The sequence below is a fragment of the Aureimonas ureilytica DSM 18598 = NBRC 106430 genome, assembly GCF_000382705.1.
Lineage (GTDB): Bacteria > Pseudomonadota > Alphaproteobacteria > Rhizobiales > Rhizobiaceae > Aureimonas > Aureimonas ureilytica.
On record NZ_ARQE01000029.1, the window covers coordinates 1 to 12,407 of the forward strand.

Below are 12,407 nucleotides of genomic sequence, written 5' to 3' on the forward strand. Positions count from 1 at the left end.
TATCTGGGCCTGTACCCGGACGTGGCCCGCGCCGGCGTGAATCCGCTGACGCACTTCCTTGACAACGGCGCGGCCGAAGGCCGTTTCTCGAACGCGTTCGAGCAGGCTGCAATCGATCTCAACGGCAACGGTGGTGCCGACGACTTCAACGAAGCCGCCTACCGCACGACCTACGCGGACGTCGACGCGGCCATCAAAGCCGGCACGTTCACCAGCGCCTACCAGCACTTCGTCCAGTTCGGTCAGTTCGAAGGCCGCGTCGCGACCCTCTCGAATGGCACGACCATCACGGGTCCGTTCGCGAACTCCGGCACGGTTCCGGGCGCCGGCAACACCTTCACGCTTACTGAAGGTCAAGACGTGTTCCAGGGCACTTCCGGTGACGACACGTTCCAAGGCCGCTTTGCTGATCTCAACGGTTTCGACAACGTCCAGGGCGGCGCGGGCAACGACACGCTGAACCTATTTGTTGGTCCGAACGCAACCGTTGCAGTTCCGCGGACGGCGACCGTGAGCGGCATTGAGACGATCAATGTGATCCGCAATGACGCTTTCACAAGCACCACGGCCGCCGCTGTTAACGCTTCTGGTTTTCAGGGTGCGGAAGCAATTTGGCAGATCGATAACGTCGGCGCGATCACCGGCCTATCGTCTGGTCAGACTGCTGGCTTCCGCGATGCAAGTGTCGATGCCGCCGTCACTTATGTCGAAGGCGTCACGGATGCCAACATCGCCCTCGATAATGTTGCTGGCGACGCGACTATCAACCTGAATGGCGCTGATCTGACGACGCTTACCGTGTCCGGTTCCTTGACGCCGGTTGCAAATGTACCTGAGGTCTTGAACCTCACCTTCGGCGCAACCCCGACCGCTGCCGAAGGCGTCCTTGAGACGTTGAACCTCAATCTCTCGGCAGACACCACTGTAACGCTCGGAGATGTTGATTTCCGTAGCCTGACGACGGTCGATGCCAGCGGTTCGACGGGCGGTATTACCGTCGATCTCTCGGGGGCCGGGATCACCAACAACACGTTGGATGTCGAGACGATCATTGGCGGTTCGGGCAATGACGTACTGACGATCGAGATCGGCAGTCTGACGGCTGAGGCTGTCACCATCAGCGGTGGTGCAGGCAACGACACGATCACCATCGCCGCTGACGTGAATGGTACGACAGCAGATGCGAGCACGACGGCATCTGCCGTTACCATCACCCTCGGTGCTGGCAACGATACGATCGATGTTAACGCTCTGTCGAATATCGTCACTGCCACCGCTGCCGGCGTTACTGCCGGATTGGTCACGGTGACCGACTTCAACGCTCTCCAAGATGTTCTCGATCTTTCGGGCTTGACGAACGCCCGCGACATCTTGACCAATACGGAGCTCGCTAATATCAACGGTGCAACTTCGTTGTTCGATGCCGTCAAGGCAGCAGATACAGCGACCGCTGACAACGGCTACTCGGTATTCAATTATGCCGGCGACGCTTATGTCTTTGTGGACAATGGCACCGCTGGACTCAACGCAGGCGACGGCCTCATCAAGCTTGTAGGCTTCCAAGTTAATCAGATCACTGATAGCAACTTCGTAGCTTAACACTCTCCCAGCTATTGAGCCCCGCCGTTTTAAACCGGCGGGGCTTTTCGCATTCGAAGCATAAGCTTCTAAGGCGATTGGTCGCTCGCCCGAGAGTTATTATCACGACCTCGACAGCTCCTGCAGTCCTTGATCTACCGCATAGAGATGCGCCTATCGGACATTTTGGATGTTGCGACCGCAACGCTCTAGGGCGGCAAGACCCTGCATAAAACCTGATCCGCTGCTGTCGCGCGTCTCGCCGCTCGAAAGCCCGCCAACAGAGCGTAGAAACGCCCTGTAGGCACACCGTGGGAACGCCTCGCCACCCTGGGTAGGCTAGAGCACTGAATTCATTGGTGATCCCAGTTGGATTCGAACCAACGACCCCCAGATTAGGAATCTAGCACAAAGCACTGATTTATCTGGGGGTCGTTCTACGCCTCCCACGGATAAACCTAGAGGAACGCCCCCCCTCCTTCTGCATTCATCCCCAGCAAATGAGAACGAATCAGGAACAAATCCCTTTCCATCTCCGCTTGGCCGAGTCATGCTCGGCTCAATTAAACGAGTGGGGATCCCACATGACTTCTAAGACCCTCAATCTCGTGCAGCCCTTCGAACGCCAGGGAAAGCGGTTGGTCGCCGGCAGGCTCATGGACTTCAAGACGCCGGAGGAGGCGACCGGCCGAGCCGAGCGGGACGCCCGGCGTTTCATCGGCGTCGTGGCGGTTCAACAGTCCGTGGACACAGAGACCGGCGAGGTTCTGGAAGAACCCGTGATCCTCGCACGCTATGGCGAGCTGCCCTTGGAATTCGCCGAAGCCTAAATTACCTCAAGCTTCAAGTGAGATGGCTCGTCGAGCCTGATGAGAATTGGAGCCTGCTATACGCTCGAAACGCTCACGTAGAGGCTAACTCGATCGCTGCTTGAAGCCGGGTCCTTGCCGACGTTGTTTCGGCAATGTCTTGCCGGCTCAAGACAGTCCACCCCGTGCGTCCAACGCGGGTTTGAACAGCATCTCCAAAGGCGGCCATGGTCTCAAGCCATTGATCGCATTCTCCGAGCAACGCCAGGAGGTGCTGACGAGGCAACGCGGCGAGCGCAGCTTCGTCGACATACTCCACAGCCCTTGGGAGGTGGCTTTTGTCGCACATTGAGGCGATAGCCTCCATCTAGCCCGCACGGAAAAGAAAGCGGGGGTCAAGGCCCAATGGCGAGCATGTCCTGTCCGTCCCGGCTGTTCAGCACATCCCTCATCCGCTCTGCCGCAGGGAGACTCATTCGGGTCATGTCGACACTGTTGATCGAGACTGCCTGTCCGGTCGCCAGCGACGAGACCGTCCAGGTTCCATAAGGATCGCGATTGATCGCGTAAGCCAGTTCCGCCTTCACCCCCCGGAGGAAATCCAGACCAAACTGACGGGATGGCTTGGCAACGGGCTGAACCGTCAGGTCTGGGAAGTCGGGTCGCTCAAAAAGCTCGCGGATATCCTCCCACTCGTAGTGAGCAACGTCCGTGTCGATGGTGCAGGCAAAACGCTTCACGGACTTGTCCGTCAGAAGGAACCGAACTGCGGCATCCAGAGACGGAAACCTGCGAAACCGCATGCTTCCCTTCAAGGGCAATCTACGGGCGGACAGGGACCAGAACACCTCGGCGGACTGATTGTAGTCAACGTCCTGTGCGGGGCTCACTGTTCTGACCTCTTGGTCAGGTTGGGCAGCTGAATTGCCGCCGCTTGATCTTCACGATCCATGCGGCTCTGTCGCAGAAGCGCCGCCTTGTCCCGTGTCGAACGCGCGGCAGACCTCACTGCCTCGAATGTGGAAACGCTTGAGGTCGCATCACGCTTGAAATGCTTGTTGGCCGCAGCATGGATATCGGTAGAACTCTTCATCGTAGGACCTTCCGAGAATTGAGGGAGCCTCGCTGCCACGCCTGTCAGAAGAGCTTCCCTTCCATCCAGGCGTGGACCTCCGCATCGGCATCCGCTTTGGATCGACCTGACCGGTCGCGAACCATAGTGGCGAGCTGCTGCTCGTTATGGATCGTCGTGACATCGAACCGGGTCAGAAATGGCCAGCGCTGCTGAGCATCAGCCATGTAGGCACGTTTGCGCGCGACAACCTCGTCGCTTTCGCCACCTTGGTATCCGAACATGGGACGAACTCCGTAGGGCGGAAGCGCCAGAGGCTCGGGAAGCGTTCACGTCGCTAGCCCGCTTTCTTCAACACCCTCACAGTCAAGATAGACCTTTTGCAGTGATTAGCAAATTTAATCGTCAATTATGGGTTTAATTAATTACAGACACCAGCGCCTTAGCGTCGCGGCGAAAGTTTATTCAACGGGAAGATGCAACCTCATTCGGCCAGATCTCTGCAAAACGGAGCTCAGACCCGAAGAAAATAGTTCCGATCGTGGCTCCGCGACCCTCTTGGGTATCGCGGCAGGCGTGAGGGCGTTCTGCAAAGATCAGCTTTGAGATGGTTTATGATACAGATGCTTCTCATCGATCCCGAATCGCTCGGCAACAGATTGGCCAAGCGCTTTTTCAGGTCCGGAGTCCGTCCGCTTTTCAAGTTCTACATCGGCTAGCGACGAAGGTTGGAAGCCTACGCCGCCCTTTCGTTCGGCATCATCATCGTTCTCGTCAGGACCTTGGTTCGACGAGACGCGAGCTGGTCGGTTCGGGTCATCGCGTTTGGTCTCGTCGCTTGCTGCCAGCGTTTCCGTCGGAAGATGGGACATAGCAGGAACCTTCAGCAAGATACGATGGAGGAAGCCTTGGCGGACTTGGTTGTTCCACAGGCGGATAGGGTCGCGATGGCCATCCAATCTCCTTTAACGTTGAGCCCGATGCGCGAAAGCCCCTCACCAAGACGTTAGGTTCAAGGAGTGCCAACCCGAAAACTGACAGTCAGCAACTTTTGCCGTTGCGTCTGTCGGTGCCAGGAGAGCGACCGTGAATGCGTGGCATCCGCTATCGTCCCCCTTCGATCATGACTGCGCTATAGGGGAACGCCTGAGAACGGACGTACGCGGACTGCGACTAGAACGTTAGATCGTGTACGCCGTCATTCGCCGCATTTCGCGCACCACGGCATCGTGCGGGTACGGCTTGGTGAAGAAGGACGTATCAGCGGGAAGTGAGACGTCGGTCCGCTTGTAGCGGCCTGACGTCAGGATGATGTGGATCGGCGGCCAGCGGTCCCGAATCAGAGCAGCAAGTTTTAGTGCGTCGGCGCTGCCGGGAACGTCGAGATCGGCGAACACAAGGCGGATGTCGGTACGCTTCTCAAGGATGCGCACCGCTTCTGCAGCATCGCGTGCCTCGACGGCGATGAACCCAGCTTCCTGGATCAAATCGACGGCCATGATGCGCTGAAGCGGCTCGTCCTCCACGACGAGCACGATCGGACGGTAAGTGCTGGAAGGTAGCGTCATAATGTGCGTCCTGTCGTTCACGGCTGTTGCGCGTTCACGACTGCTGCATCTGCGACAGCGACGCCTGCATACGTGCGGTTAGACCCTCCTGACTATAAGCCAGTTCGACGCCTCCGGTTCCCAAGAGCCCCATGCCAATAAGGCGCGACCCGAAGCCCCTCCCCACGGGAGCGGTCGCTGGCGGACCGCCCACCTCGTGCCAAGTCATATCAAGGATCGCGTCCACGCCCTGTCCTATCACCTGCCACACGATCTCCACGCGCCCGTCCGGCACCGACAGCGCGCCGTACTTCATCGCATTGGTCCCCATCTCATGCAGAAGCAGCGAGTAGGACAGGGTCGCCCGCGGTCCGAGGAGGACGTCGGGTCCTTCAACCATGAAGCGTTGACCCGCTTCGAACGTCGACAGAACCGCCTGCGTCACGTCCCGGATCCGCGCTTCCGTCCAGTTCTGATGCAGCAGGACCTCATGCGCCTGCGAGAGCGCACCGATGCGCTGCGTCAACGCCTTCACCGCATCGCGCTCGGTGACCTGACGCAGAGTTTGAGAGGCGATCGCCTGTACCATGGCGAGCGTGTTCTTCAAACGGTGCGAGATCTCCTGGTTGACGAGCTGCTGCTGCTGTTCGGCACGCAAGCGTGCCAGAGCTGCGTGAGCCCGGTCGCCGACTTGACCGATGAACAACAACTCGTCTTCGTCCCAGGCGTACTTTGTGTGTTGGTGCACGAAGACGAGGAGCGACAGTCGGCCTCGCTCCATAATTGGCAGGTTCACGAGGGATCTCGCCTGAATCGCCTCGAAGGCTTTCGCTTCCGCCGCGGTCCTTGCATCGGTCGCGACGTCCTGGATGACGACCGTCTCGCCGCGCTTCAATTCCTCAATATAGCTGCCGAAGGTGCGAAAGCTGTGCTGCCCGGCGACGCTGGCGACATCCGACCGATGCCAGTCGGGCGGGACCACGATCGTCTCGTCGTCGAGACGAACGGTCCCGAATCCCGTCCGGGTAGCGCCGAGCGTCTCGGCAAGGCACTTGGCGGAGGCGTGGACGATAGCATCGGCGTCGAAAAGGTCGCGCAGCAAGTCGCTAAGGTTCGAAAGCGCAGCGAGACGTCGGGCTTGATGGACCCGTTCCGTGACGTCGGATCCTTCGACGAAGATGCCGACGACCGCGCCGTCGGCGTCCTGTACGGGTTGGTATACGAAGTCGAGGTAGCGGTCCGTTGCGGGCCTGTCGGGATCCGCCTGGACCGCGTAGCGGGCGCCTCGTGTCGCGTAGGGTTCCCCGGTGCGGTAGACGGTATCGAGAAGGTCGAGGAACCCTTGGGCCGCGGCATCCGGAAGCCCCTCCGCGACCGTGAGGCCCAGCACCTCGCGGTCGCCGATCAAGCGACGGTAGGCTGGATTCACCGACTCGAAGCGGTGGTTCGGGCCGCGAACCATCGCCATGAAGCTCGGCGCCTGCTGAAACATCGTATCGAGTCGCAGGTGACTGTCGCTGGCGCTGCGGTGGGCGGCGTCGAGGTCCACAACGATATCGTCGCGTTCGCGCACCGTGCGCTTGAAGGCGAGCAGCGCCATGACCTGACGGGCGAGCGCACGGAGCCCATCCACCTGCGGCTTCGTCAGACCTCCCGGACGGGAAACATGATCGATGACGCAAATGGTGCCGAGCGTCTGGCCCTCGGGCGAGGTCAACGGCGCCCCGGCGTAGAAGCGCAGGTGCGGCGCCTCGGTCACGAGTGGGTTCCCCCGCGTGCGCGAATCCTGCGTTAGGTCCTCGATCTGAAGGATATCCGTGCGGCCCAGGGCATACGCGCAGACCGAGCGATCGAGCGTCGTCTGGAAGGGCTCGAAGCCGACACGCGCCTTGAACCACTGCCGGTCCCGGTCGACGAGGCTCACAAGGGCGACAGGAACGGAGCAGACCTGCGTCGCCAGAAGAACGATATCGTCGAAGCCTTGTTCGACCTGCGTATCGAGGATGCCATAGCTCGACAAGACGTCCAAACGGGCGGCATCGCGGACGGCATGGACTTGGGCTTCCGCTGCACCCGCATTGTCGCCAGCACTGTCGAAGGTGGGGGGAGACGACAAGGGGACCTACCTTCCCGAGGAGCAGCATTACCGACGGGCAATATGGTTCAGACGGCGAAAGCGGCTACCGGATTGAGTCTGCAAGTCAACCCTGCTGTCGCACTCCGCTGTCTTAGAGCACTACGTCTGCATTGCGGAGACATACGCTCCGTCACGGATAGTCTGCAATCCAACCAGTGGCGCTGCGTGGCGAGGCGCAAGCGGACGCCGGCGAGCCATCCGTCCGATTTCGACCCCAACCGTCATCCAACGCAACGACAAGATCCGGTGCAAAGGGGCATCGAGCGATGCAGCGCACGAGCGCCTGCAATCAAGCAACGCGTCGAGGGTTCGAACGCCAACGAATGTCAGACCCGGCGGCCCGCGCGCTTGGGAAGCGCGACGACGGAACCGGCGAGGATCAGCGGGGCGGCCAGCAGGAAGGCCCAGTTCGGGATCTCTGCAAAAAACACGATGCCTGCGAGTGCTGCCCATAGGATCGAGAGATATTCGAAGGGCGCGAGCGCCGCGGCTTGGGCATGGCGGAACGACAGCGTCATGAGAATATGCGCGGTCCCGCCAGCGAACCCCGCGCCGACCAGCAGCGCCGCCTGTGTCGCGTTCGGCATCACCCAGCCTGTCGGCAGGGTCATCAGGCCGCCGAGGGCGGACACGACCGCAAACCAAAAGGCAATCGCGCCTGCCTTCTCTCCGGCCACTGTCAGGCGGCGGACCTGGATCAACGCGCCCGCCGTCAGGAATGCCGTCGCCAGCCCCAGGACCAACCCAAGCAGCGCGCCGTCGGCAAAGGTCCCGGAAAGCGCCGGCAGGCAAAACGCCACGCCACCTGCGAGCCCGAGGGCTACGCCACTGATCCGACGCCGGCTGAGAGTTTCCCCCAGAACCGCCCACCCCAAGAGCGTCACCATGACCGGCGACAGGTAGGATAGGAGCGTCGCCTCCGCGAGAGGAAGCAGGCGGATCGTGGCGAAGGAGGTGAAGAGGGCGCATGCGCCCATCGCGGAGCGAGCAACATGGCCGAGGGGACGGCGTGTGGCGAGGCCCCTTGGAAAGTCGTTTGACCAAGCGAGGAACAGCGCGAGGGGCACAAGCGCCACCGCTGAGCGGAAGAACACAACCTGACCAAGCGGCACCCCGTTGCCAAGCGCCTTAATGCACGTCCCCATTGCAACGATGGCGAGCGTGGAGGCGATGCGAAGGAGGATGCCGAGCGACTCCCCCGCAGCCGCAGGGACTTGGCCGTCTTGCGCCATGCTCGTCAACTTCGTGTCTCTCCGCGCTCGTGTTGCTCGCGCTGAGTAGCCTTTTCCGTTGCGATATAGCCAGAGCCAATCAGGGTGCTCTCCGAGCGGATCCCCCTTCGGTCATGCTATGGCTTCCATTAGGCTGGCTTAGAAACGCTGGGTCGACATGAGCAGGATCGATCACCTTTTCCCAATGCGGCAGACGGATCATCTCCTGCATGGAATGCGTCGCCGCATGTCCGCTTCTGGTCAGCGAGCGGACTGGAAGCGGACTGCCTGTGTCCCGCTCGCATTGCTCATGGCAGACGGTGCATCAGCTAGCGCTAGACGGCGAGGCCACGATCATCGAACACCGTCGTGACGGGCACGAGGTCCCGCACGAGCGCGTCCGCCGCGCTCACCTCCAGCGGGCGCCCCAGAAGGTAACCTTGGCCCGTTCCGCATCCAAGCTCCTGTAGGTCCTGCAACTGACTTTCCTGCTCGATCCCTTCCGCCGTCGTCTCAATGCTCAGCTCGCGCGCCATGGACATGATGGCGCGTACGATCGCTGCGGCTCCAGCATCCGTTCCGGACACGGCAATGAAGCTGCGGTCGATCTTGATACGATCAACCTTGAACTCCCGCAGGTGTGCCAACGAGGAATATCCCGTCCCGAAATCGTCCATGGCGATCCGGACGCCCAGCGTGCGAAGAGCCATAATGGTCAACGCGATCTGGGCGCTGTGTTCGACCATCGCGGTTTCCGTGATCTCGATCTCGATGCGCCGAGGGGCGACACGGTGACGAGCCAAAGCCTGGTTCAGCTGCGAGACGAGGGCCGGCGATCGCAGCTGGATCGCTGATACGTTGATCGAGACGTAGATCCCGTCGGGCCAAGAGGCTGCATGTCGGCACGCTTCGTCGATCACCCAGGCTCCAATGGATGAGATCAGACCGGAGCTCTCGGCAACCGGAATGAACTCGCTCGGCGGGACTAAGCCCCGCGCTGGATGGCGCCAACGGATCAAAGCTTCGAAGCCGGCCAGCGTGCGCTCGGGCAGAGTGAAGAGCGGCTGATACCAGAGCTCGAACTGTTCGTTCGCGATAGCCTGAGACAAATCCTGTTCGAGGAGGCGCTTTACGGATTCCTCCTCGAGCATGCCCTCTCGATAGACTTCGAACCGGTTTCGACCACTGTTCTTGGCTGCATAAAGAGCGAGGTCGGCCTTTTGCTGAAAGGACGACACGTCGTCGCCCGGCAGAACGGTGGCGATGCCGATGCTGCAACCAATGGCGACCACATGCGGGTCGATCTCGAACGGAATGGCCGCCGAGGTCGTGATGTCCTGTGCCAGCGCCATAGCCCGTTCTTTGGGAGCAGACAGAAGAACAGCAAACTCGTCGCCACCAAGCCGGAAGGCCATTTCCCCGGCTAGGAGCAGATCCTTCAAGCGCATCGCAATCTGTCGAAGCAGTTCATCGCCGACGATATGCCCAAGCCGGTCGTTCACACCTTTGAAGCCATCGAGGTCGATCATCAACATCGTGACACGCCCCTGTTGGGGCATCTCTTCCATCGCCTGAACGAACATCCGTCGGTTCTTCAGGCCGGTCAGCGCGTCATGGAACGCCATATGGGCGATTGTTTTTTGCCCGTTGCGTGCTTCGGTGATGTCCTCATAGGTCAGGATCGCGCCGCCCTTGGCGACCGGCTGGCAGGCTATGCTGAGGATCCTGCCATCGTCGAACAGGTGCTCGACACGGGTCGTCGCTCCCGCGCCCATCCAGACGTAATGGTTGGATAGAACGCGCCCGATGCGCGCCTCGTCCCACCCGGCGCGCCGGCCTATGACGGTCACATAATTTTCCAGCGTCATGCCGATTTTCAGAGCATCCTTGTCCATATGAAACAGAGTGTGGACACGCTGGTTGACGAGGGTGATCAAACCGCCGGCGGACACCATGGTCAGCCCGTTCGTCATATTGGCGAGGGCATAAGAGGCGGTGGCCCGCGCCTTGGTGTCGATGAAGCTGGTCGCGAATCCAGCTCCGACGATGACCAAACCAACACAGGCCACGGCAAAGGCTAGAGCCTTCAGGGCTTCCGGATTCGAGAAGGACCCCGGAACGTGCATCGGCGTCACCTGAAACGCCGTCATGCCCGTGAAGTGCAAGCCAATGATGGACAGAAAGAACAGGAGCGTCGCCAGATGCGCGGGGTGGCGCTCACCACCGAGGCGAAGCGCAACCTGGAGCGATGCGGCTGCGAGCGTGCAGGAAATGAGGATGGAGGACACGAGATAGGATTGGTCCCAACTCACGATCCCTTCGACGCGGTAGGCCAGCATTCCCGTGTAATGCATTACCACGATGGAAAGCCCGACCACGGCCCCGCCGATCGCCGGCGCGGCAACCGACCGATCGGTCGCGATCAGGAAGCCGATGCCCGATCCGATCATGGCGACCAGTAGCGAGACGATCGTCAGCACCGGATCGAAACCGACCGGCAAACCGGGTTCGTAACCCAGCATCGCGATGAAATGAACGCACCAGATCGAAGCGCCGGTCACGAAAGCCAAAAGCACGACCCAGGCCATTTTTTCGAGCGAGTCGGCCATCGCGGCGCGCAGGAAAAGCCGGACCATCGCCGAGGAGCCCGCTGCGCAGATGATGGCCGCCATCAGGACGAGCCAGAGATTGTGCTGGCCAACAATGCACTCGACGACGGTCATCATATCCGCACCCTTCTCGTCTGCGACGAGGTCCAAGGTCCACCATCGAGCACGACTCGACGGGCCTGCGCGGGATACTATCGCGCGACAGGTTGGGATCGGACTAACGGCGTCCGCTAGAGTCTGGCGCTGGTTGAATCTGCCATTCGAGGCACCGTCATACGCCGCGGCTAGCGCAGCATTCCAACTTCGGCCGATGCACTGCCGACACCGCTAGAATGGGCGGTCGCGGCAGAAATCCTGCAATCCAAGCGAAATTAAGTACAGCATTTGGTGTTGCTTCCCGCCTCATGATCCTCCCTGATTCGGACAGGATGTATCAGGCTTCTCGCCGCGCGAATCGGAGATTCCGCACAGAATAACTCGCGATGATAGAAATGTTATTTTCGCTACGAACTACCGGAATCGCATGGCACGCTGTCTGCCATGCAACCAGAAAACGCCACAAAACTCCCGGAATTGCGGCGATTCCGCCGAATTCTAACCCAACGGGCGAATGGCGGCTCCTCGTATAGGTTGTATCCTTAAGCGGTCTTCTCTTTTACCCCCGGCACCAAACGGGTCAAATGGGGTTGGCCTGACCGCTACCTGTGGTGTAGGCACAACTTCATACCCTAAGCCCTTCTTATGGTCGATCATCGCGAGGTCACTCGCCAGGAGAGACATTCATGCAGCCAGCTCCCGTCGATAAGGATGCTCAACGCCTTTACCTTCGCAAGCAGGCTGGACTCTGGCTTAAGAAAAAAAGAGAAGAAGCGGGTCTTACACAAAGGGATTTGGCAGCAATTCTCGATTTAAAAATCTACACTTTCGTTTCGCAGGTTGAATCAGGGAACGGACGGCTACCGTTTGATCGGTATTCGGAATGGGCTCGCGCGTTGAAGATCGATGAATACGACTTCGCTGCGAAAGCTCTTTCGTACTATGAACCAGCTTTATTTGAACTGGTTCTCTCCGGCTCACCCCGCAAGCCAGACTTCGACATTTAAAGCCGTCCACTAGCGGTCATCAGGTCCGGATTTTTCCGGGCGCTGATCCGACATCGGGTTCGTAGCCATCCATGTACACCAAAACCTGTAGTTGCGTTTTTTTGACTCCGGGTATTGCAACCGTACAGCAAAAACTTTAGAGCTGATTCCACCAAGAGGGACAGTCAAAAGTTGCATGGCGGGGCTTATCGATCGCCTCACCAGCCCGGTCGCGATGCCACCGCTCGTTACTTAACGGCGCGGAGTGGTGACATGGCGCCCGTAAGTAACGGCCTGCCAGCAGGGCCGGCGCCGGTCCTGACCTACGTCAATGGAGACTCCAAATGTCGAACAGCATCGGC

General features: G+C 60.0%; 11 protein-coding genes and 1 tRNA gene. 3 read left to right on the forward strand and 9 right to left on the reverse strand.

Annotation, left to right across the window (positions count from 1 at the left end; all coding sequences use genetic code 11):
* Window positions 1–1,599: beta strand repeat-containing protein (locus tag B146_RS27340; protein WP_019999012.1), on the forward strand; the 1,599-nt coding region annotated here is incomplete at its 5' end.
* A gap of 336 nt (window positions 1,600–1,935) precedes the next feature.
* Here the strand turns inward: B146_RS27340 and B146_RS0123945 are convergent.
* Window positions 1,936–2,003, reverse strand: a tRNA-Arg gene (locus B146_RS0123945).
* A gap of 159 nt (window positions 2,004–2,162) precedes the next feature.
* Between B146_RS0123945 and B146_RS28770 the strand changes: the two genes are divergently transcribed.
* Window positions 2,163–2,408, forward strand: a complete 246-nt coding sequence (locus tag B146_RS28770) for a hypothetical protein (protein WP_026358899.1) — start codon at window positions 2,163–2,165, stop codon at window positions 2,406–2,408.
* A 374-nt stretch (window positions 2,409–2,782) separates the two neighbouring features.
* On the opposite strand, the gene B146_RS0123960 is transcribed toward B146_RS28770, so the two are convergent.
* The 8 genes from B146_RS0123960 to B146_RS0123990 form a co-directional block, all read right to left on the reverse strand.
* Window positions 2,783–3,127 (reverse strand): hypothetical protein, encoded by a 345-nt coding sequence (locus tag B146_RS0123960; protein ID WP_155897702.1) that lies wholly within the window; start codon window positions 3,125–3,127, stop codon window positions 2,783–2,785.
* A 146-nt stretch (window positions 3,128–3,273) separates the two neighbouring features.
* Entirely contained in the window at window positions 3,274–3,480 is a 207-nt protein-coding gene (locus B146_RS29295) for a hypothetical protein (RefSeq protein WP_155897703.1), read from the reverse strand.
* A gap of 44 nt (window positions 3,481–3,524) precedes the next feature.
* Window positions 3,525–3,743, reverse strand: coding sequence for a hypothetical protein (locus tag B146_RS0123965; protein ID WP_019999015.1), 219 nt, complete (start codon window positions 3,741–3,743; stop codon window positions 3,525–3,527).
* A 312-nt stretch (window positions 3,744–4,055) separates the two neighbouring features.
* Entirely contained in the window at window positions 4,056–4,331 is a 276-nt protein-coding gene (locus B146_RS29300) for a hypothetical protein (protein ID WP_155897704.1), read from the reverse strand.
* Window positions 4,332–4,640: 309 nt separating this feature from the next.
* Window positions 4,641–5,027, reverse strand: a complete 387-nt coding sequence (locus B146_RS0123975) for a response regulator (RefSeq protein ID WP_019999017.1) — start codon at window positions 5,025–5,027, stop codon at window positions 4,641–4,643.
* A 34-nt stretch (window positions 5,028–5,061) separates the two neighbouring features.
* Window positions 5,062–7,122 carry an HWE histidine kinase domain-containing protein gene (locus tag B146_RS0123980; RefSeq protein WP_019999018.1) on the reverse strand — a complete coding sequence of 687 codons (2,061 nt, stop codon included), beginning with the start codon at window positions 7,120–7,122 and terminating at the stop codon, window positions 5,062–5,064.
* A gap of 347 nt (window positions 7,123–7,469) precedes the next feature.
* Window positions 7,470–8,375 carry a DMT family transporter gene (locus tag B146_RS0123985; protein WP_019999019.1) on the reverse strand — a complete coding sequence of 302 codons (906 nt, stop codon included), beginning with the start codon at window positions 8,373–8,375 and terminating at the stop codon, window positions 7,470–7,472.
* Between the two features lie 314 nt (window positions 8,376–8,689).
* Window positions 8,690–11,080: a bifunctional diguanylate cyclase/phosphodiesterase gene (locus B146_RS0123990; protein ID WP_155897705.1), complete on the reverse strand. Its 2,391-nt coding sequence runs from the start codon at window positions 11,078–11,080 to the stop codon at window positions 8,690–8,692.
* A 665-nt stretch (window positions 11,081–11,745) separates the two neighbouring features.
* Here B146_RS0123990 and B146_RS28775 point away from each other — a divergent pair.
* The gene (locus B146_RS28775) at window positions 11,746–12,066 is read left to right on the forward strand and encodes a helix-turn-helix domain-containing protein (protein WP_081631126.1); all 321 of its coding nucleotides are present in this window, start codon (window positions 11,746–11,748) and stop codon (window positions 12,064–12,066) included.
* Window positions 12,067–12,407: the final 341 nt, after the last annotated feature.